Origin of the sequence: Sulfurimonas sp. (genome assembly GCF_016744025.1) — a bacterium.
GTDB lineage: Bacteria > Campylobacterota > Campylobacteria > Campylobacterales > Sulfurimonadaceae > Sulfurimonas.
On record NZ_JADGFC010000193.1, the window covers coordinates 3150 to 3465 of the forward strand.

The window sequence follows — 316 nt, forward strand, 5'->3', positions numbered from 1 at the left end:
ATGTATATGTATCTTTATATTTTGATAGTCTGTATAACTTTTAAAATCTTTAGATACTTTGTCAAGCCCTTCAATTGCTATACTTCTATCATTTTCTTTTAATGCACGTATAACATCATAATTTTTTGAAATATTTATCGCATTTGTGATACCAATATTTTCTTTAGATTTAATAGCTTCTTTATAAGAAATACGAAGCGCATTTTCTTGAGTTTTATGACTTAATTAAAAATATGGGGGTTTGAAAACCCTTGCAAACTTCTGTATATTGGTAAGAAACCAAGGTATTTCTATAATGGATTATAAAAAAGCTCTA